This is a genomic window from Acinetobacter sp. P37, from assembly GCF_057480965.1.
This window is the reverse complement of sequence record NZ_JBLIYY010000001.1, coordinates 212316-230730: the sequence shown is the minus strand read 5'-3', so window position 1 is coordinate 230730 and position 18415 is coordinate 212316. Positions and strand designations below refer to the sequence as shown.

Annotated in this window: 21 protein-coding genes and 1 pseudogene; 13 read left to right on the top strand and 9 right to left on the bottom strand. The window is 38.7% G+C overall.

Annotated features, from left to right (window positions below; genetic code table 11):
- The first annotated feature begins 43 nt into the window (after nt 1–43).
- The gene (locus AC25JC_RS01225; protein ID WP_249748748.1) at nt 44–460 is read left to right on the top strand and encodes a GlcG/HbpS family heme-binding protein; all 417 of its coding nucleotides are present in this window, start codon (nt 44–46) and stop codon (nt 458–460) included.
- Between the two features lie 109 nt (nt 461–569).
- On the opposite strand, the gene AC25JC_RS01220 is transcribed toward AC25JC_RS01225, so the two are convergent.
- Nucleotides 570–1484, bottom strand: coding sequence for a LysR family transcriptional regulator (locus AC25JC_RS01220; protein ID WP_180119859.1), 915 nt, complete (start codon nt 1482–1484; stop codon nt 570–572).
- 156 nt (nt 1485–1640) lie between these two features.
- Between AC25JC_RS01220 and AC25JC_RS01215 the strand changes: the two genes are divergently transcribed.
- The 5 genes from AC25JC_RS01215 to rapA all read left to right on the top strand — a co-directional run bounded on the left by AC25JC_RS01215 (nt 1641) and on the right by rapA (nt 7762).
- A complete protein-coding gene (locus tag AC25JC_RS01215) occupies nt 1641–2423 on the top strand; it encodes a hypothetical protein (RefSeq protein ID WP_180084263.1) in 783 nt (260 codons plus the stop codon).
- A 383-nt stretch (nt 2424–2806) separates the two neighbouring features.
- Nucleotides 2807–3139, top strand: a complete 333-nt coding sequence (locus tag AC25JC_RS01210; RefSeq protein WP_486923300.1) for a hypothetical protein — start codon at nt 2807–2809, stop codon at nt 3137–3139.
- 161 nt (nt 3140–3300) lie between these two features.
- Nucleotides 3301–4005, top strand: a complete 705-nt coding sequence (locus AC25JC_RS01205; RefSeq protein ID WP_180119864.1) for a phosphopantetheine-binding protein — start codon at nt 3301–3303, stop codon at nt 4003–4005.
- Nucleotides 4006–4138: 133 nt separating this feature from the next.
- Nucleotides 4139–4783, top strand: coding sequence for an RluA family pseudouridine synthase (locus AC25JC_RS01200; protein ID WP_180119865.1), 645 nt, complete (start codon nt 4139–4141; stop codon nt 4781–4783).
- 141 nt (nt 4784–4924) lie between these two features.
- Nucleotides 4925–7762, top strand: a complete 2838-nt coding sequence (gene rapA / locus AC25JC_RS01195; protein ID WP_249679961.1) for an RNA polymerase-associated protein RapA — start codon at nt 4925–4927, stop codon at nt 7760–7762.
- Between the two features lie 112 nt (nt 7763–7874).
- Here the strand turns inward: rapA and AC25JC_RS01190 are convergent, their stop codons facing one another.
- Complete coding sequence (locus AC25JC_RS01190) at nt 7875–8312, bottom strand: hypothetical protein (RefSeq protein WP_486923299.1); 438 nt, start codon at nt 8310–8312, stop codon at nt 7875–7877.
- Between the two features lie 510 nt (nt 8313–8822).
- On the opposite strand from AC25JC_RS01190, the gene AC25JC_RS01185 reads away from it, so the two are divergent.
- Both AC25JC_RS01185 and AC25JC_RS01180 read left to right on the top strand, forming a co-directional pair.
- Entirely contained in the window at nt 8823–9086 is a 264-nt protein-coding gene (locus tag AC25JC_RS01185; RefSeq protein ID WP_078193592.1) for a PAAR domain-containing protein, read from the top strand.
- Between the two features lie 106 nt (nt 9087–9192).
- Entirely contained in the window at nt 9193–9990 is a 798-nt protein-coding gene (locus AC25JC_RS01180; protein WP_486923298.1) for an alpha/beta fold hydrolase, read from the top strand.
- A gap of 62 nt (nt 9991–10052) precedes the next feature.
- Here the strand turns inward: AC25JC_RS01180 and fabR are convergent, their stop codons facing one another.
- Entirely contained in the window at nt 10053–10727 is a 675-nt protein-coding gene (gene fabR / locus AC25JC_RS01175; RefSeq protein ID WP_372491111.1) for an HTH-type transcriptional repressor FabR, read from the bottom strand.
- 168 nt (nt 10728–10895) lie between these two features.
- Between fabR and AC25JC_RS01170 the strand changes: the two genes are divergently transcribed.
- Together AC25JC_RS01170 and AC25JC_RS01165 are read left to right on the top strand one after the other, a co-directional pair.
- Nucleotides 10896–11963: a ferredoxin reductase gene (locus AC25JC_RS01170; RefSeq protein WP_486923297.1), complete on the top strand. Its 1068-nt coding sequence runs from the start codon at nt 10896–10898 to the stop codon at nt 11961–11963.
- 13 nt (nt 11964–11976) lie between these two features.
- Nucleotides 11977–13071, top strand: coding sequence for a fatty acid desaturase family protein (locus AC25JC_RS01165; protein ID WP_078193588.1), 1095 nt, complete (start codon nt 11977–11979; stop codon nt 13069–13071).
- 82 nt (nt 13072–13153) lie between these two features.
- Here the strand turns inward: AC25JC_RS01165 and AC25JC_RS01160 are convergent, their stop codons facing one another.
- From AC25JC_RS01160 to AC25JC_RS01150, 3 genes are all read right to left on the bottom strand, one after another.
- Nucleotides 13154–13357: a hypothetical protein gene (locus AC25JC_RS01160; protein WP_180003812.1), complete on the bottom strand. Its 204-nt coding sequence runs from the start codon at nt 13355–13357 to the stop codon at nt 13154–13156.
- Nucleotides 13358–13533: 176 nt separating this feature from the next.
- The gene (locus AC25JC_RS01155) at nt 13534–14163 is read right to left on the bottom strand and encodes an HAD-IB family hydrolase (RefSeq protein WP_180115211.1); all 630 of its coding nucleotides are present in this window, start codon (nt 14161–14163) and stop codon (nt 13534–13536) included.
- Entirely contained in the window at nt 14130–15335 is a 1206-nt protein-coding gene (locus AC25JC_RS01150) for a DUF1615 family protein (protein WP_180003816.1), read from the bottom strand. The genes AC25JC_RS01155 and AC25JC_RS01150 overlap by 34 nt, the downstream gene beginning before the upstream one ends.
- Nucleotides 15336–15611: 276 nt before the next feature.
- Here AC25JC_RS01150 and AC25JC_RS01145 point away from each other — a divergent pair, with 276 nt between their 5' ends.
- Complete coding sequence (locus tag AC25JC_RS01145; RefSeq protein WP_078193584.1) at nt 15612–15794, top strand: hypothetical protein; 183 nt, start codon at nt 15612–15614, stop codon at nt 15792–15794.
- Between the two features lie 115 nt (nt 15795–15909).
- Nucleotides 15910–16125 (top strand): acyl-CoA thioesterase, encoded by a 216-nt coding sequence (locus AC25JC_RS01140; protein WP_249748744.1) that lies wholly within the window; start codon nt 15910–15912, stop codon nt 16123–16125.
- A 92-nt stretch (nt 16126–16217) separates the two neighbouring features.
- Here AC25JC_RS01140 and AC25JC_RS01135 read toward each other — a convergent pair whose 3' ends face one another.
- Nucleotides 16218–16388, bottom strand: a complete 171-nt coding sequence (locus tag AC25JC_RS01135; protein ID WP_180054363.1) for a hypothetical protein — start codon at nt 16386–16388, stop codon at nt 16218–16220.
- Nucleotides 16389–16700: 312 nt separating this feature from the next.
- A complete protein-coding gene (locus AC25JC_RS01130; RefSeq protein ID WP_180074098.1) occupies nt 16701–17075 on the bottom strand; it encodes a hypothetical protein in 375 nt (124 codons plus the stop codon).
- A gap of 564 nt (nt 17076–17639) precedes the next feature.
- On the opposite strand from AC25JC_RS01130, the gene AC25JC_RS01125 reads away from it, so the two are divergent.
- The gene (locus AC25JC_RS01125; RefSeq protein ID WP_180040079.1) at nt 17640–17987 is read left to right on the top strand and encodes a hypothetical protein; all 348 of its coding nucleotides are present in this window, start codon (nt 17640–17642) and stop codon (nt 17985–17987) included.
- A gap of 16 nt (nt 17988–18003) precedes the next feature.
- Here AC25JC_RS01125 and AC25JC_RS01120 read toward each other — a convergent pair.
- Nucleotides 18004–18359 (bottom strand): annotated as a pseudogene (locus AC25JC_RS01120) (tyrosine-type recombinase/integrase); the annotation flags it as partial.
- Between the last annotated feature and the right edge of the window lie 56 nt (nt 18360–18415).

The following is an 18415-nucleotide window of genomic DNA, read 5'->3' as shown; positions in this document are numbered from 1 at the left end:
TTTTGTTGTTTTAAGTTCAGTTTTTTAAGAAAAGGATTTTTAAATGAAAACCAAGCATTATTTAACTTTGGCAGATGCAGAATTTTTACTAAACACAGCACATGCTTATGCAGTCGAAAATGGCTTTAATGTCAGCATTGCGGTAATGGATGAAACAGGTAATTTGTTGGCAATGAAACGTATGGATGGTGCATCGCCAATGACAGCAAATCTATGCTTAGAAAAAGCCAAATGTTCTGCGATTAGTCGCCGGCCTTCAAAATTATTTGAAGACATTATTAAAGGCGGCCAGATGGGGTTTTTGACTATGGATACCTTTTCGGGAATGTTGGAAGGTGGTGAGCCGATTTTGTATGAAGGGCAATTGGTGGGTGCAATGGGCGTGTCTGGGGTAAAGTCATTTCAAGATGCAGAAATTGCACAAGTGGCGATTGAGAAGTTTTTCGCGCAGCAAAACTAAGCATGATCTTGAGTGAAATAGATAATTCAGCCCAATCGATATGTTGGGCTTTTTTTTATTTTGATTTAAAGGTCTAGGAACTTCGCCCATAGCATTAAATCGAAATTTTCTAAGATTGAGCCGAAGCATTCAGCATGAAATTGATAAATGCTTTGAGTTTAGAAGACTGATAGTTAGACTTTGGATAGAGTAAATAAAAAGGCCGAGTTGTTTGGCTATAAGATTTGAGAACTTCCACCAACGCGCCGCTTTGTAATTCTTGCTCCACTGAAAAGCGGTAGACCTGCATCAGTCCTGCACCAGATTTAGCTAAGATTAAGGTCGAGAGATAATCATCTTTACAGGTAATTTTTCCTTGGACATCAACCATAATTTTTTTGCCTGCATCCATGAGTGACCACGGTCCAGACTTACCTGAACTCGGTAATTCAAACAAAATACATTCGTGATGCTGTAAGTCTTGGATGTTCATAGGTGCAGGGTGCCTTTTCAAATATTCAGGTGTAGCCACAATGCATAATGCAGCATCTTCAAGTTTACGTGCAATTAAGCCAGAGTCGGTTAACTCATTACCGCGAATCGCAATGTCATAATCATCAGTCACTAAATTTACATTATGGTTGCTGACATGAATCTCGAGCTTAATATGTGGAAACAGTTCGGTAAACTTAGCCATTTTAGGCAGCAGACGATAATGTGCATAAGCTGTGGGCACGCTAATTTTCAGTAAGCCGATGGGGTGTTCCTGTTCACCGCTGATTTGCATTTCACCTTCGAGTAGGCTGTTAAGGGCTTGTTTGCAAAAATAATAATAATGCTGCCCAGCATCGGTAATTTTAAGTTGGCGTGTAGTGCGGACAAATAGCTTTACCCCAAATTTTGCTTCTAAGCGTGATATCGCTCTGCTGACTGCGGCAGGAGAAATGCCTGCTGCAATTGCTGCAGCAGAGAAACTTTTCTTTTCCACGGTTAAACAAAACAATTCAAGACTGCCGATTTGTAGATCATCATAGTGACGCAGCATAATATTTCTATTTATTAATTACACGATGTAATAAGTAAATTAAATTTGAAGGTCTTTTTCAAGAATTTATTTTCGATAAAGTGGGTTTAACAGCTGATTCAGCACTGGCTGAGAGCAATTATTTATACAACTCCACAACGAATATCGGAGATACATATGGCGATTCTCAACTACGAAACAGGCCCGATTCAGGCAGAAGCAGCGTTTACTTCAGACTTCCCAGTTGCAAGTGAAATCAAGATGCATGATTTAGTGAATATGCAGGAAATTGAACGTCGCACCATGGATGTGCGCCCGGGCATGCGCCACAAATATATGCCACTTGGTTTTGACCGTTTTAGTGGTGCGCTTTGGACTGGTGGACGCTACTTATTTGATACTTGGGAAAATGTAAAAGATTATGAGCGTTTCACCAGTGAAGAATTGGAATTTGAGCCGGATGTAAAGTTTTGGAGCCGTCCATTTTTCTTGAATGTACAGCGAAATATTTGGCGTGTTGCTGGTGCTCATGATTTTAAACCCTTAGCAACATCACATCATGTTGTGCGTTTTGAACGGTTTTCTACACAGCATGATCAGTTAGATCAGCTGCTAAAAGAGGTTTGGCCGACTTTGCGAGAGCAAGCGCAGGCGCTAGGTTTGTCCAGTGCTTGGCTGATGTTTAATCAAGATGAAAAGCAAGTCAGTATTGTGACTGTGGCTGCCAAAGTGGATACAGGTAATGCGGCTGAAGATAGCATTAAGGCTTTGGCTAAACTTGAAAGCATGAGCTCTTTGAGTGAATTGTTACCTTCTGAGTTAGAGTTAACGCCACTATTCGACCGAACCAATCCAATACTTGCACAGTGGCTGCCTCTATCTCGTGTTGCAGGCGGTGAACCTTCGGCACATCCGATGTCACCACCATTGGCGGCACCTACCGTCGAACCACAAAAATAAATACGATAAGCTGACAGGGGTCGTGCTCTTGTCAGCATTCATATTGTAGTAAAACAGTCTAGAAAATGTGGACGTTTGAAGTATCAGGGCTTATTGGAGTGCTAGCAGTGTGTTTTATAATGATCAGTTCTAGTTTGATATACTATGTAATATACAGATTTAGGAAATACATTAAAAAAATGTAATTCTTAATGCGATGTATACTAGGGAGGATCAGCTATACATATATTTTACAATTATGAGTATTGATGTATCTCGAATATTGTTTGTGAATGAAAAGAATATTAAAGAAATTATCGTAAAATAAAAAAATGATATTTGAAAATTTTTTATGTTCTTTTAAAAAGAATGGACGTTATACAAACTAAAATAAAGGGAAAGGTATGGACTCAAAAGAATTAGCATATTTACTCAAAATAGGAATTATTAACGAAAACCTAGAAATTTATAAAGGATTGTTCACAGACTGCTCACCATCAGAAATAAAAGATCCTTATTTTATTGATGCAATAAGTTTTTTTAATACTTTGCCAGACGAACATAAGAGAATTTTTTTCTCAATCTTACGACAAGTAATGATTGATTCAATTAGTAATGTATTAGGTGTTATTGATGGCAGCTCAAGTTTAGAAGAGCACGATGGTGATTTTTCTTTGCTGTATGAGGGTAAATCACTTGAATATTTACAAGATTATTTTTTATCCGAATTTGAATAAAACCAAAACTTAGGTTTATCTAATAAACTTAATAGAATTAAATAAATCTATAAGTTTAAAGTTGACCAAAAAGTAAATCATCAGTAGCCGAAAGTCACCTTCAGATATGATTCTGCGTTAGCATAACAGTTGTTCTAACATCAGTTTTGTGCCGAGCCCGTATGCTGTATCCCATGCCTAAAAAAATCCAATTTGCACCATCTCAAGCAAAATGGCAGCTGTCATCAACACAGTCAGTATTGGTACTGGTTGGCTTACAAAATTTACGCATGCAGCAGGGTATACAAGATACGCAGTTGATGGAAAATTTGATCCAGCTGACCAATAAAGCCAAAGCCTTAGAGATTCCTATTGTCGATTTATATGGCGATGATTTACTTCAAGGCATGCAGCAGCTCGGTGAATATGCAACCATACACCCTCAGCTCATCTTTGCAGGGCAAATCACGCCTATGCTGAAACAGATCTTGCTGTATCTATATAGGGTAACAGAGCAAATCTGTATTGTTGATGACGCAATTGTGCTGAATAATCAGGAACAGCATATTCAGTGGGTGGACTCCATGTCAGGCCAAGGTATTCATCATATGAGTAGTTATAATTTGATGCGGCTTTGGAATCTGTCAGCGCCAACGGAATTCGTTTTGTCAGCCAAAGGCATATTATTGGCTATTGCAGAGCAGCTAGATATGGAGGCATTGGAAATAGATCCCTTAACCGATTTACGCAGTTATGGGCTTGATTCCGTTGCCATGGTCAGCTTAATTGGTTTGTGGCGTGCCAATGGTGCAAACATCCGTTATGAAGACTTTTTAGATGATGCAAGTTTAAAAGCATTGCTAGAAAAATTGCTCAGTACAGACTAAACAAAGCCAATTGGAATTATTTTTGTTCTAAATCGGAAAATACGTCGGGAAATATGGCTTTGTGCATTGTAATTGTTGGCTAAGCTTTTTATTATTGCCGCCTTGTTTTTCGAGATCAGAACTGGATTGAACTTTGAGTAATTTTCTAACCGAACACCTGATACATCGTGACACTGACTTTATGGTGATCCATAAACCAGCAGGTTTACTCACAGTTCCGGGAAAAACAGCAGATTTACAAGACTGTGTTATCAATCGATTATTACAAATTGAGCCGAATACTTTGCTCATTCATCGTTTGGATCGTGATACCTCAGGTATTTTGGTTTTTGCATTAACCCGTCAAGGGCAAAATCGAATTTCACGCCAGTTCCAAGAACGTCAAACTTCAAAAACATATCAGGCATTGGTTGCGGGTACGCTTGAAGGTGAAGGTACTGTTGATGTACCCGTCGTGTATGACCCAAAACATCCGCCACTACATATTGCCGATCCTGCACATAATAAGCCTGCACTTACGCATTGGAAAGCCACTGAACATTTTGATATTCAGGGGCAAGCTGTAACACGCGTAGTATTAACTCCTATTACTGGTCGATCACATCAGCTTCGTGTTCATATGCAATATTTAGGTCATCCTATTGTTGGTGATACTTTGTATGCAACACCTGAGCAACAGCAGCTGATGCCGCGCTTATGTTTACATGCTGAGCGCTTGAGTTTTAACAATCCTGAAACTGAGCAAACAGTGGAATTTCACTGTCCTGTACCATTTTAGGAAAATCATTTAAATCCCTAAGAATTCTGCTCACTATTTAGTGGGCTTTATGTCAAAATATATTGCTTTATGGTCTAGATTTTTGCTCAAATAACGTTCACAGTTTGAGCATAATATTTTCAGACCGAACTTGAGAAAAAGGTGGAAAAATTGCAGCAGTTTGCTATTGGTCAACGTTGGTTATCAGATACAGAAACGGAACTGGGTTTAGGTGTTCTTATTGATGTTGATGAGCGATCGGTCAGCATTTTATTCCCAAAAAGTGATGAAACTCGTGTCTATGCCCGTCACAATGCACCTTTATCTCGTATTATTTTCAATGTAAATGACGAAGTCCAAGATCAAGAAGGTCAAATTTGGATTGTTGAATCTCTTGAAGACCGTGGTGGTGTGGTTCGTTATAACGCGGTACGTAAACTTGCCGATGGCACAGAAGAGCGTAAAGCACTGAATGAAACACGTATTGGTGCAAGTATTCAGTTAGCAAAACCATTAGATCGTTTGCTTGCAAGCCAAGTGGACTATAAAGAATGGTATGACCTGCGTATCGAAGCACTGCTTCTTCAAGCCAATATGAAGTCTAGCCCTCTACGTGGCTTGGTAGGTTCACGTGTGGGTCTCATTCCACACCAACTGTATATTGCGCATGAAGTGGGTAAACGTTTTGCTCCACGTGTATTACTTGCTGATGAAGTGGGTCTAGGTAAAACCATTGAAGCAGGTCTGATTATTCATCAGCAACTCAAAACGGGTCGTTCAGAACGTATCTTGGTCTTAGTACCTGATTCATTGCAATATCAATGGATGATTGAAATGCGTCGTCGTTTCAATCTTGAGTTCTCATTATTTGATCTAACACGTACAGCATCGATTAAAGAACACGATCCAGATCTCAACCCATTCTTAACAGAACAATGCATCATTGCGAGTGTCGATTTGATGATCGACCATGATGACTTGCGTGAACAAGCGCTTGAAGCTGGTTTTGATTTGCTTGTAGTCGATGAAGCCCATCATTTAATGTGGTCAGAAGAAGAAGGCGGCAATGACCGTTATGACCTTGTTGAAGAACTTGCTGAAAAAACGCCGGGTGTCTTGTTATTAACCGCAACGCCTGAACAATTAGGTGTGGAAAGTCACTTTGCACGTTTGCGTCTGCTCGATCCACAACGTTTTAGTTCGCTTGATCGTTTCTTGGATGAAGAAGAGCAGTATCACCAAACAGCTAAAATTGCTGAAGTGTTGATGTCTGATCTGCCACTCGAAGAAGGGCATTTGGCAGCGATTGAAAGCCTATTAGGTCATCGAATTACTGACGAGCCAGAACAACGCTTCCGTGCCATTCACGAATTATTAGACCGTCATGGTACAGGCCGTATTTTATTCCGTAATACACGTGAAGCGATTCAAGGCTTCCCAGGTCGTGACTGTCAGCCTGCGCCATTACCTGCACCAGAAAACTGGTCTAAAGATGGCAAGCTACGTGAACAAATGTGGCCTGAAGAAGCGCAGCTTGATGGCTCGTGGATGGAAACAGATCCACGTGTGATGTGGTTGATGGAACGTCTGCGTACAGACCTGAAACACAAAAAAGTGTTATTGATTGCACGTAGTGGTCCAGTGGTTGAGTCTTTAGAAAATGTACTTCGTTTGCATGCGGGTATTCGCACTGCGATGTTCCATGAAGGCATGAGCTTATTAGAGCGTGACCAAGCAGCAGCTTACTTTGCTGAAGAGTCATACGGTGCGCAAATTTTACTATGTTCAGAAATTGGTTCTGAAGGTCGTAACTTCCAGTTTGCATCGGACTTAGTTTTGTTTGACTTGCCTGCAAACCCAGATGTACTTGAACAACGTATTGGTCGTTTAGACCGTATTGGTCAAGAAAATCGTATTCAAATTCATGTGCCTTATCTGGTTGGTACTGCTCAAGAGCGTATGTTCCGTTGGTATAACGAAGCATTAAATATTTTCTGCAATATCTCGCCGACTGCGCAAACCTTACAAGAAAACTTTATCGTCAATCTGAAAGATTGTTTGTTGGCAGATAAAGGCCAAGAGTTTGAAGATCTGCTCGAAGCCGTAAGTGTGCAACGTGAAGCGCTTGAAGCTGAACTTCAAGAAGGTCGTGACCGTTTACTTGAGTACAACTCTTGCCGTCCAATCGTGGCACAAGAAATTGTGACTGCACTTGAAGACTACGACGACAATACTACTTTACCAATGTTCATGAAGCGCTTTATGGCGTCTACAAACATTGATTTTGATGAGCAAAGTAATGGTACCGTGATCATCAAGCCAACGGATCAAATGCAAGTTCAAGGTCTGACTTTGGACGAAGAAGGTATGACGGCGACGTTCTATCGTGACCAAGCACAGATCCGTGAAGATGCTCAATATTTAACACTTGAGCATCCATTCACTGAAAGTGTGATGGAAATGATTAATACGCAAGGCTTTGGTAGTACCAACGTTGCTGTATTGAAATCGGCCGCTTTACCGCAAGGTTCTGTGTTAATGGAAGTGTGGTTTAAAGTCGATGTCGTTGCACCGAAAGCATTGAATTTGCCGTCAAGTTTGCCACAACAGTTGGTTCGTGTATTACTGAGCGAAAAAGGTCAGGATTTATCGCAAAAAATTGCACCTGAAATTTTACGTCCTTATTTACATCATCTTGATGGCAACAGTTGCCGCCAAGTGGTTAAGGCGCGTCGTGATGTCATTGAACAGCGTTATACGCAAGCGCTTGAAATTGCTCGTGGTGCATTACCGGGCTTTAAACAACAAGCTAAAGAAATCTACGGTAGCAAATGGCAATATGAAATTGACCGTTTAACTTATTTGAAGCAGTTCAACCCAAGTATTCGTGAAGACGAAATTGCACGTTTACAAAAACTGCAAAAAGAAGGTTTAACACTGCTTGATGGTCTAGCGGTTACACCAGAAGCGATTCAAATTATGGTAGTGGTTAAGCCATAAGTTAAGAATCTTAAAAAAGCACCTTAGGGTGCTTTTTTTTATGGCTAAAATTATAACTGTAAAATTAATCACGACAGATTTACGCTAAATCAAAGTTTTGTATTGTTTATTTTTAATCTAAATTGTCGACATCGGCATAAAAAAAGTAACTATTCTTCAGCAATTCTACAGCTTGATCAAAATCTTCATTTTCATCCAACATATAAAATATGCCATCAAGCTTTGTATAGTCAGGATGATTTTTTGCTAACTGAATTTGGATCGTACTTCGTTCTGCTTGGCTGCGTGTTATATAATGAACACTAAGTAAATCAAAGTCGATGTCATTACATAGCGGCTGTTTTAAGGCAATGGCACCACAATAATCATGTATTTCAGGTAATAAGCGTAGAACTAAATCAGCCTCTTTGCTTTCCGCCACGATGAGCTCTGGGTCTGCAGTCTTACACAAGGCCAGTATTTCTGTTAATAGGGTTGTTTCATCTAGTGTATGGTCTAACACGATGACTTTTTGTGGTTGGGTTAAATCAAAGTCATTTATTAAAATCATAAAACCTCCTGAAAATAGAATGGTTATGCTTTATTTATCTGCGTTATAAAATGAAATGGTGCTACGTTTGGAATCTAAAATTTATAAAAATAGTTTTGAATAATGTGTTTAGTCTAAGAATGTTCTAAAGTTAATCATGGCGTAGAAAAGCACCATTTTCTGATTCGAAGCTCAGTTAAATACTGAAATTTTAAAATAGGGTCTACGCTTCATGGTCATTGCTAGACTCAATATACATGCTTTGATTAGTAAAAGAATCGGCATCGCGACATAAGCTGTCGTGATTGATGTCAATTGAATTATGAAAGTGAAATGATTAAATGTATTTGGACATATAGCGATAACATCATATTCAAATGATTGATCACGAACTGCCTTAATGTCGTGTTTTAATGCTTTAGTTAAGTAAAGTTTTGGCTTGGTTAAATTTATACGTCGATGCTAGCGAGTTGTGGGTAGTTCCGTTAAAATGCTTCAAATTTCAGCAGTTCGTTAGAAGAAAATAAAAATATGAAATCCTTAATTACCTTAGGTAGTAAAACGTCACACGGTGGTGTGGTTTCAGAATGTGAACCTTCATTTGTGATTAATGGTATTGCGGTGCATTTAAACGGCATGAAACATTATTGCCCGAAATGTAATTCGACTGTGGCTGCGATCGCGGCAGATCAAAGTACAACGGTAAAGGGGCGCGGTGTTGTGGTTGCTGGAGATAAAACCACTTGTGGCGCAACATTTTTACCGAATCAATCAATGGTCGGTTCACAAAAATAATCTGCAAACTGACTTTGGGGTCATATAGATAAACTCATTGAGTCCTGTTTAAATCGTATAGATCTCTTTATGATGGGTCATCATCAGCTGATTGGATGAGTTTTAGATGAAAAGCGCGATCCATTTTACCCATGCCAATGGTATTCCTGCTGCAAGTTATCGAAAGTTTTTATCCTACTTTACACCGCAATTTGATGTGAAGGCGATTCCGCTTATTGGTATGGATGAGCGCTATCCGATCACCAAAGATTGGCGATATTTGGTCGAACAAGTCATTGCAGATATTGAATATCAATTTCCAAAACAAAAAGTGATTGGGCTTGGACATTCTTTTGGTTCTTTAGTCACTCTTATGGCGGCTTATAAACGTCCAGATTTGTTTTCACAACTGATTATTATGGATCCACCTTTCGTAATCGGTCCTAAGTCCGCCATTTTTGAAGGTATGCAAAAATTAAAGCTCAAAGCTGTGGATAAAATTACCCCAGCGGCAATTACATTGAAGCGTAATGACCATTGGCCAAATTTGGATGAAGCCTATACGGCACTACGGAATAATCGTTTATTTAAAAGTTTTGATCCGCAATGTTTTGAGGATTATTTTGCACAAGGTGTTCGCACTGATGAAAAACGCGGTGGCGTGACCCTCAGCATTCCAAAAGCCGTGGAAGCGCAAATTTTCCGTACAGTACCTACATGGTGGTGGCGTACTCCACGTAAAGCCCCTCAAATGCCTGTACACCTTATCACCGCAGATAACAGCCATTTTTATAAACAAGGTTTGCCTGACGGAATGAAGAAAACCTATGGGATAGATTATAGTGTAGTTGAAGGTGGGCACATGTTTCCACTTGAGCAGCCGAAACAGACAGCGCTACACGTCATACAGTACTTACAGCATTAGAAAAATAAATTTTGTTCATAAAAAAGGAGACCTGAACGTCTCCTTTTTTTGACCATTAATTTTTAGCGAATCTGTGCTTCGTCTAAATGGCGAGCGCCTTCCAGGATCATACGAATCATAATCATGGTTTGTTCGGCAACTTCTTTGCGTTGTTCTGTCGGTAGATCAATGACTTTTGCACCCATGTTAAACACCAATTGGGTAATACCACGTGCCACGATGTCAGGATGAGCCAACTTGCTTTGATTTAAACGTTCAAGCACGATTAAATCTTCTCTTAATTCTTGTTGGAAATAGTTAAGTTGACGCTCAACTGCATTTTTATAGGAATGCGAACCAGTATAGCCTTCACGAAGTAAAAGGCTTAAGTTGCCTTCATCGGCATCTAGCTGCTGAATAAATACTTCAACTGAACTACGAATAATACTGCTTTGGCGTGATGCCTGAAGGCGTGCTTCATGCAAAATTTGACGTAACACACCACCAGCTCGATCAATCAACTCAATGGCTAATTCATCAATATCTTTGAAGTGACGATAAAAACTATTTGGAGCAATGCCAGCTTCACGTGCAACTTCACGCAAACTCAGTGATGAAATACTTTTTTGTGGACCAATTAAATTAAGCGCTGCCTGAAACAGTTCTTCCTTGGTAATTGTTGCTTTACGACCTACAGTGCGAACTGCAAGTGGAGTTTCAGCTTCAGAATGTAATTCTTCCTGGTACATGTTAACCATATTCGTCTGTGCAGACTGAGTCATATTTTTTAATAGATTAAAAACATTAACATATTATAGCGTCTGCTAATAGCTTTTGTGAAAATGTCGATTAAATGCACAAGCGTATATACAAATATATATACATATGTATAATAATTAAAAACCTCCCATGAGTTGTATTTGATTATGCATGTACTCGAAAAAGCGAAAAAGCCTTTAAACGCACTCAAAGACAGTGTTGTAGACGTCAATGCAGTAAATTTCTGGTTGCAGAAATTTAATCCGTTATGGTCTGGTAATCAGGCTCTCGGCAAAATTGTACAAAAAGAAAATGCAGCAAATGAGATGGTCAGCCTAACTATACAGGTGAACCGTTTGTTTAAAATGGGTGAAGCTGGTCAGCATCATCCTGTTTTTGCTCGTGTAAATGGGATCCGTTACGAACGTACTTATAGTTTGACTCAGTTAGATGATCAACACGTATTGCTAAGTGTAAAAAAAGTGAATACGGGTATTGTGAGTACTTGGCTGGTAGAACAAGCACAAGTTGGTGACATCTTAGAATTTGGTCAGCCTTTTGGTGATATGACTTTGGTGTCAAATTCTACACCGTTGCTACTATTGGCTGCGGGTAGTGGTATTACGCCAATGTTGAGTTTGTTGAAAGCGATGAGCAAAACTAAGCAAATTGCGGAGCAACCAATTCAGTTAATGTATTGGGTTAAGTATCACGATGATGCCGCATTCAAATTACGCTTCGAAGCTTTGGCAAATCAATATCCAAACTTTAAATTTCAAATTTTCTTTACCCAAGAAGAAGTTGCTGATCCACGATTAAATGCCGCTCACGCTGCTCAAATTGACGACATTGAGCACAGTACTGTGTTTGCATGTGGTCCATCGGGTTTCGTCACTCAGGCCGAAGCGTTATTTGATCATGCACAATGCTTTATGAGTGAAGCATTTAGCATGAGCCCAATTGCAACGGATGAAATTGGCTTTGTGAATGTCACGCTTACACAATCCAATAAAACCGTCAGTATCCCAAAAGGCCAATCAATTTTAGCCAGTCTTGAACAGCAAAATATCAAACCAAATCACGGTTGCCGTATGGGCATTTGTAATAAATGTGCCTGCAACAAAGTTGAAGGTTCGACTAAAAATATGGTCAATGGTAGCCAAAATACAGAACCGGGTAATTTACTCAAAATTTGTGTGAACTCAGCACAGTCAGATCTCGTTATTGATTTATAAGGTAGAAAAAAATATGAACATGCCTGTAAAAATTGAATATTTTAAAAATCCTAAAAACCGTGAGTTAACCCAATCGCAATTAGATGAACTTGCGCGTGAGCTTGACGCGATTAAGCAAGAAGTTTTAGATGACTTAGGTGAAAAGGATGCGAAATACATTCGTCGTGTGTATTCAACTATTCGATATTCATCTATGGCGGGTCGTGCATTATTGTTTGCAGGTTGGTTTCCGCCAGCATGGATTTTAGGCACAGGTCTTTTAGGTTTTGCCAAAATCATGGAAAACATGGAATTAGGTCATAATGTCATGCATGGTCAATATGACTGGATGAATGATCCTAAATTCAATGGTCAGACTTATGAATGGGATATCGTGGGTACTGCAGATAACTGGCGCCAAACTCACAATTTTAAACATCATACCTATACCAACATTAAAGGTATGGATGATGATATTGGTTATGGTCTCGTTCGTTTATTCCCTGAACAGCGTTGGAAGCCGGGCTATCTATTACAACCGATTTATAGCATTCCATTTTGTTTATTGTTCCAATGGGGTGTTGCCATTCAAAACCTTGAATTGGGTAAATACTTTAAAGGTCGCAAAACAAAACAGCAGACCAAAGAAGAATGGAAGCCAATGCAAGCCAAAATCGGCAAGCAATTATTTAAAGACTATGTGTTCTTCCCGCTTATTGCAGGGCCTGCAGCATTACCGGTGCTTACAGGGAACCTAGTGGCAAATGGTCTTCGTAATATTTGGACGTTTAGTATTATTTTCTGTGGTCACTTTACCAAAGATGTTGAAGTTTTCCCGAAAAAAGTACTTGAAAATGAAAGTCGTGGACATTGGTACATGCGCCAAATTCGTGGTTCTTCAAACCTTACCGGTTCAGAAGCATTTCATATTTTGACAGGGCATTTAAGCCATCAGATCGAACACCATTTATACCCAGATGTTCCTGCGCGTCGTTATCGTAAAATGGCGCCAAAAGTACAGGCCGTATGTGAAAAATATGGTTTGAACTATAACAACGCAAGTTTAGTGAAACAGTACGGCAGTGTACTAAAACGTATTGTGAAATATGCATTTCCATTTAAAAAGTAATAAACGCTACACTAAATTTACGGGAAAAAAAGCCATGCAATTGCATGGCTTTTTTATATTAACTTTGGGGAAAATATTTATTTCAATTTTTGATATGTAATTTGAGGATCTTAATCAAATTCATATAATTTCCTTTTTTAGCCATACGAATGACCAATTCAATTTCTTCTTTCGTCCACATCTGGCGAGTGGCTGAGAAGGCAAATTGAGCAAGGAGTACAAATGGATTTTCGCCAAATTTAATATGGAGGCCTTTGACATATTTCGGTGGATTGAATTGATTCATATTCTTTTCCCGCTTTTAATATTTGACCGCATTATTTCTAATTAATGAGAAAAATAGCACACTATAAAGTCAAAATAAAAGCAGAATTTTCAAAATTTAATCATATATTAGAGCGACTTAAATTTAAGTTTGTAATTGTTAACTTTGATTAATAAACCAAACTAAATCACTCGACTTTAGTCGAGTTCAGGTAGGCGTTTATCCTGTCCATTCATGAAATGGTGGGTGGCCAATTCAAACATAGCGAGGTCTTCATCGCTATTTCCATAGGCATAAACATGCTCATAGTCTTGAAGGTTAAATTGCTCCAAAACGCGAATTTTCTTTTGCTCGCCACTACAGTCTAAGGTTTGATACAAACCAGTCAGTATTTGGTCATTGGCTGCTGTTTCGGTACAAATCAGTTTGACCCCAAGCTTTTTGGCCACAGGTTTAAGATATAAATCGACGGATGCAGAAACCAATACGACTTCATGACCGCGTTTTTGGTGTTGCTGTAATTGTTCATACAGTGAAGGATTGAGTTCTGCCATCAAATGTTCAGCATATTGCGCTGCTTGATTTAAAACCTGCTCATGATTGGCTTGGCTAAACATTGCGGCATATAGGCGAGGACGCATTGCATGTGCAGGATATAGCTTGAGATAATAGCCTTGAATCCAAGGGAGAATTTTAATCCCTTGGCGCACGATATGCCTTTTAGGCAGGGAATAGAAGATGAACCCTGTAAAACTGTCTTTGTTACACAAGGTTCCGTCAAAATCAAATAAGGCTAGAGTTTTAGGTTTTTGATGCGGCGCATGCATGTTTGATAACGTCCATCGACTCGTGTGGCAAACCAATTGGTATTGTAATCACGGCTTAATTTCGGCCCAGAAATTACGACTTCAGGCATCATGGCATAAAATGGTTCTTTTCCGGTCTTTTCTTGGTACAACTTTTTGACCGCTTTATACGTCAAAGTATCTTCAAAGTCCTGATCTTTTTCTTTTTTAAGATCTGAACGAATTTGACGTGGAGTAGCGATCACATTATTTTCTGCAAAAACGGCAATCAGCGCGGTTTCAGACTGGCTTTTTGCTGAACGTGGAGAACCATCTTTATTATAAAGTAAGAGGTCACCATCTAAGCCGAGCTCAGCAGGGGTTAAGTCATTCAACATGCTTTGGAATGCCGCATTACGACTCGAATAACGACCCGAGTTATAATCTGCAAAACGATAAATCGGTTTGTCATATTCAGCTGGATACATCATTAAACGGTGAATGCCGTAATACAAACCGCCATATTGGCTATACATATCTGTACGTAGTGCCGCAATATTTCCACCTTGGCGTTTGTGGTCTTTGGCATAGCCTATATGGACTTGCATTGAACCCAAAGTGGTAATGGGGTTGAGCTTTTCACCAATATCTTGTCCAACCAGTTTCGCCGCGCCTGTTAATGCACTCACGTGATAATGTTTAGACATATAGTCAAAAATTTCACGATATAGCTCGTCTAGCTCACGTTCAGTTTGAACACGGCGCATTTGGCTGAGATAGTTATCTTCTGGACTCGGTTGATTTTTTAATACATCTTGGAAATAGCCAGCGACTGTACCACCGATGCCATCACCCAATTTATCTTTAAACTTTTCTTCAAGACGATCTTGAACTTCTTTGACGGCTTTTTCACCGAGTCCCGGCACATGTGGGTCAGCAACAAAATTGGACTCTTGATCGACCACAGCAACAATCGTACAGACATTTTCTTTCGTGGTCGGAATACCGAGCTGATCACTAATGTCGTAGATATCATTGGCCCATGACAGACGTTCATTCACGCGAGGTGGAATGGCTTTTTTAATCTGTTCTGCTTCCATAGTGGGTTCATCTTTGCTCCACCATGAACCATTACCACAGGCAGCCAAGCCAATGGATAAAGCCAGTACAGAAAGGGATTTAAAGCATAATGTGGTCGAAAAAGTTTTGTTCATATTTTCCAATAAACTCAGCCATATGGGGGCGACAAAGCAGGAGCAGTATACTATGCAAAATACATAAGTAATGAATAAATATGTATATGCCTCATAGGGGACTGTCAATCTATTTATGGAGATCTACGCGTGTAAAAACAAGCAGTTTGGTTGGGATGATTGGAAAAAGAATGCTTTTTGAGCTAAATAGATGAATATTCCAATATCATTTTCAACAGATTATAAAAAATGAAGGTATATACTAGTTGAAATCCATAATTTTTTAAGGGGATTGTTATGCCTGCTAAATTTTTCAGTCGTTTCTTAGGTTTGATTGCGTTAGTTATGGTATTGGGGGCAATCGTTATAAACTTTGTTGTGGCTAAACCAATGGTGGAATATTGGATCTTACTATTACTACCTTGTTTTGCAGTTCCAATTTTAACCTCAGTGATGATCACAAAGGATGAAAATCTTTAACATCATCGTTCAGTAAATTTATATTTCAATCCAATAGATGATGAATACTCAGTCTGTGCAAAAAAGCTCACATCGGGTGGGCTTTTTTATGAATTAGCCAAAAGTCTTTTATACTATGCAAATGAGAAGGTCAAAACGTCAGCAAAAATTAACAGCTTCAAAAGTTATTTGGTCAACTGAACAAGATGCCGAGTTGATCGAACATGCAGACTTAGCAATGCCTGAGTTAATCCAGCGCTTGGGATTTTGTGAAGAAGATATTTTGCAAAGAAAAGAAATATTAGGTTTAAACCGGCGGGCACGACAAATTCAACGTTTATATTTTAAATAATAGATGTCAAAGTGATTGTATACTGTGACAAACATAAAATGTCTGTGAATTTAAAAACCACACAAACTGTGGGTTTTTAAATGTTTACTCAATTATTTTGCAACGGCTTCAGAAGCAGGTGCCGCTTCAGTTGCGTCTTGAGCAACTTCAGTTGTTTGAGCTTCAGATGCAGCAGCTTCAACTTTTTGTTCTTCAGCAGCAAATGTAGTTGCAGCCGCCGTAGAGATAAGTGCAGCAAAAAGTGCTTTATTTAAAGTTTTCATGATTCAATCTTCAGTCTATTTTTGGAAAAAACAACTTAATGTATTAATCATGAGAAACGTGTAATTAAAATAGATTGTTCTGTGTCCAAATTGTGAATTTCAACGAAAAAATTATTAAAATAAATCAGTATTTTGAAGTCTATCACAAAATAATATGTGCCATTCAATTGCCGTTTATTATTTGAAAGCTTTAAAAAGAAAAACCCGAATAAATCGGGAAGTATATTTTACGTTGTTATTACAGCGAAACTTACCCACTTTTCGCTTAATTACAATTTATCGCACAATTATGACGCCATGATGAAACGGAGGTTATTCAGCAGGGCATTCAATTTTGAGTTTTTCTTTGTAATAGTCCTGTGCAATCTTCAAATCATTCAACATTTTATCTTGAGTATAGTCTTGGGCTGCGAGTTTGAGCATGGCAGGCATGTAGTTAGTTTTATATTCATGAGGGTAGTCATGACATAAGACTTGTGTTTTTTCCTTAATAGATGTGCTTGGGGCATCTAAAACATCAAGGTATTGACTGATTTGCGCATCTGACTGCTCAAATTGTTGAGTCGCTTGTTCCGTTGTTAAATCAGCGTTTTGGCTTTCAGCTGCAGCTACCTCGTCATTCGGTTGTTGGCAGGCAGTCAGAAATGTAGCGAAAAATATAAAAGAGAGAATTTTCAATTTTTTCATAAAGTTCAACTCACTCGTGTGAATTTATAGATTTAAGTTTTCAATCATTTTAGCAGTATCCCTCTATAGTAACACCTGTACAGGCAGATCTGCTGAAAGTCTGATGTTGAATCGATAGTGTGTTAACTACATGGCTGATGCATAAGTTTCAACGACTCTTAAGCAAAAGCGTAGAAATTTTTGTTTGGAATTACTAAACTATCGCATTGCAAATTTGCCGTCCAATTCCGAAGCTTCAAATTCCTCAATTCAATCGTTGAGCAATGTTGATATTCATTGTCATCATTCAATTGCATAATCATTGCCATGAAACGTTTTTACGCTCAACAGATTTTGCGAACATACATTTGAATTTAGCATTGTTAAAAGTGGCTTGGAAGATTTCGAATGTGGTTCAGGCATCATTTGCTAAATATAGCTAGAGGTTAAAACATTGAGTCAACATCCTGTCATTCAAGAATTATTCGATCGTCCCATCGAGAGAAAACTGTGGGTGGCACCTATGGCAGGTGGGTTAGATTACGTTACTATTTACAATAACATCCAATTTAATGAGTATAAATAGTGCATTATCTAACCAAAATTATTAACGGACTAACAATTTGCTTCCTAGCATCAGTGAATTGCTATGCTAAAGATGAACCATCAAATGCTAATAATGTAATTGAATTTAAGTGGTACGAAGCCAAAAATTATTACAACAGAATAATGAGAGAGTCTAGAGAAGCCAAAAGGAATGATAGTGATTGTGAGAAAAAACTGGATAGCTGTGATAAAGATATGAAAAGCTATCTTTATTACCCGAAAGCATTAGCTGACGCAAAAGCTCGCTTAGAAGCAGCTGAAAGTAAACTATATGAGAAAATATCATTAGAATTTAATGCAGAGAATGCTGGGGTTCAGAAAGATTAATACTTTTATAAGAAGCGGCGTAATCAGAAAAGTCTTGTCGCGTTAAATAATAGATATTCTTTTCAGAAATATCTAAACTAGCGATATGCTGTAGTGCTCCTGTTTTTGTCCTAGCAAAACTGTCCGCCTCATCCAAATACTGAAATATGAATTCTCTGAGTGTTTTTGTTTAAGTTGCACCTCAGGGTTCAACATTTTTTCAGGGTGCAATTCAATTTCTGCCTCTGCGCGTTTAATCCACTCATCAGCCAAAGACTTTTAGCTAAATGTTTTGGATTGCTTGAATTCTGGGTAGCCTTGAAGTTGTACGCGGACTTGAGCTCTATACCGAGTTGTACCGTCTTTTGTTTGTCGCTTAGTGACTGTACCTATAAATTTGCAACATTGAAATTTCGTGGTGCAAATAGGTTGCAACTAAAGAGCATTAA